Origin of the sequence: Variovorax sp. CF313 (assembly GCF_000282635.1) — a bacterium.
Classification (GTDB): Bacteria; Pseudomonadota; Gammaproteobacteria; order Burkholderiales; family Burkholderiaceae_C; genus Variovorax.
Map to the genome: position 1 here is coordinate 1 of NZ_AKIW01000129.1, position 1771 is coordinate 1771.

At 50.9% G+C, this 1771-nt stretch carries 3 protein-coding genes; all 3 read right to left on the bottom strand.

Annotated elements, in window-relative coordinates:
• Nucleotides 1-151 precede the first annotated feature (151 nt).
• Nucleotides 152-562 carry a hypothetical protein gene (locus tag PMI12_RS29000; protein WP_007838468.1) on the bottom strand — a complete coding sequence of 137 codons (411 nt, stop codon included), beginning with the start codon at nucleotides 560-562 and terminating at the stop codon, nucleotides 152-154.
• 67 nt (nucleotides 563-629) lie between these two features.
• Complete coding sequence (locus PMI12_RS29005) at nucleotides 630-1076, bottom strand: hypothetical protein (RefSeq protein WP_162130826.1); 447 nt, start codon at nucleotides 1074-1076, stop codon at nucleotides 630-632.
• The coding region (locus PMI12_RS28415; RefSeq protein ID WP_007838470.1) for an RHS repeat-associated core domain-containing protein at nucleotides 1048-1771 on the bottom strand (724 nt) is incomplete at its 5' end. The genes PMI12_RS28415 and PMI12_RS29005, both read right to left, overlap by 29 nt.

Here is a 1771-nt window from a genome sequence, read left to right on the forward strand (position 1 = left end):
GCTTTGCGTGCTCTCGAAGGCCAGCGTGTCGCCGTCCCAGCCGAAGAGGGTGATCTCGTGCTCGGAGCGTTTGGCGATGCGCCGGCCCAGGGCGTCGTAGCTGAGATGCGCTACGTGGTGATATGGACCTGCGCAGTCTTGAACGCTTCGCTCAGCGAAAAACGCAATCTTGCAGCGGGATATAGCCCGTGCCCGAGGCAAATGCGACGGTGCATGTGGCCTTGAATGCACTGCCGACCGTCAGAGTTCCCATGTGGGCTTCATTGGCGGCATCGCGTGCAACCATACGAACCAGTTCGTTTTCCGAACCGGCAACGCCCGCTTTGAGCAATGCACTGCCATTCGCGCTATCCGGGCCTCTGTTGAAGCCTCTGCTCGATCCTCCGATCACCACCCCGGAAAATGCAATCCTCTTATTGAATTCTGGCAAATCTAGGGTCGAATAACCTGCTTTGACGTAGCGTTGGTGCAGTTTTCTTAAATTGATTTCTTTTGGGGTGATCTCCGCGGCAAAGCTGATGCTGGCAGCGAGAAGCAGCAGTGGAAATATAAGTAGTCGCATTGGAGATCTTGGCTGGCGATAGTGGAAACGGGGCTTAAGAAGTACTGGTGCTTGGGATGTCTAAGATCTAAATTGTTTTGTCAACCACAAATAGCTTGATGTCGTATTCCAATTCTTGTACTTCAAAAACAGCATCCGGGTGAATCTTGAAGATGGTCAAATCTTTTGTCCTTTGATTCTTGTAGAGGCTACGAATAAAGCTCTCCGGTTCTCGAATTTTTATTTTCATAACAAACGGTTGCTCGAATTGAATTAACAGTTCGGCGCCATGCTTTTTTGTGAATTCCTCAAATTTTTTGCATATTGCTTCGAGAGAATTATCTATTGGAAAGAGTAGTGTGGGCCTTGATTCGTATGCGCTATTTTCTTTTGTTGCTGTCGTGTGCCACGATAGATCATAGTTACTGGATTTGGTCAAGACTCCGGCTTCTAATCCTTCAAGCCTTTGCAGTAGTTCGTTGCCTCGGCGTTGAGTAATTTTTTCCCTAATTTTGTCCGCAGCCGTAGTCGGCATGATGGTCTCCAGTTTTTGGGTCATCGATTTTTTGATATCTTTGATTTCTGAAATCGTAATTCCTTGGATCGCTTCCCTTTGCTTCGCCCGCATGTGCATGCGGGCCTCGCCTCGGGTCACTCGTGTGTTCAACAACTACTTTTCTCGCACCGGTTGCGTCTGCATATTCGTAAAATCGACCGAACTCTGCAGGATTTTCGGAGTAGACGTAGTTTTTACTGCCTCGCCTTCTTGGATCATTTCCAACTTGCCATTGACCGGCAGCTTGTTGTGAACGAGGTATTCCTGCCAAATCTTTGGCGCTATTCAGCGCTTGGCGACGATTTCGGCAAACGGGGGTTGACGGAGATTGGACATTGTTTTTCTTTGAGCTCAGGCCAAGCGGATCAGTCCATTCAGTCGGATTGGAAGCATAGACGTGTGTATTAAATCCGCCTTCCAATTTAATCGGATCTGTGCTAACAAACCTCCCCGCCACCGGGTCGTAGTACCGATACCGGTTGTAGTGCAGCCCCGTCTCGTCGTCAAAGTACTGCCCCTGGAACCGGATCGGATTCCGGAACCCGGCCTTCCGCCCCGCCTCGCTGATTGCCTGCTTGGCCTCTCCCCAGGCCTTGTAGCTGGCCGACCAGGCGATGCGGCCTTCGTGGTCCGTCAGCTCCTGCGGCGTGCCCAGGTGGTCGCACTGGTAGAAC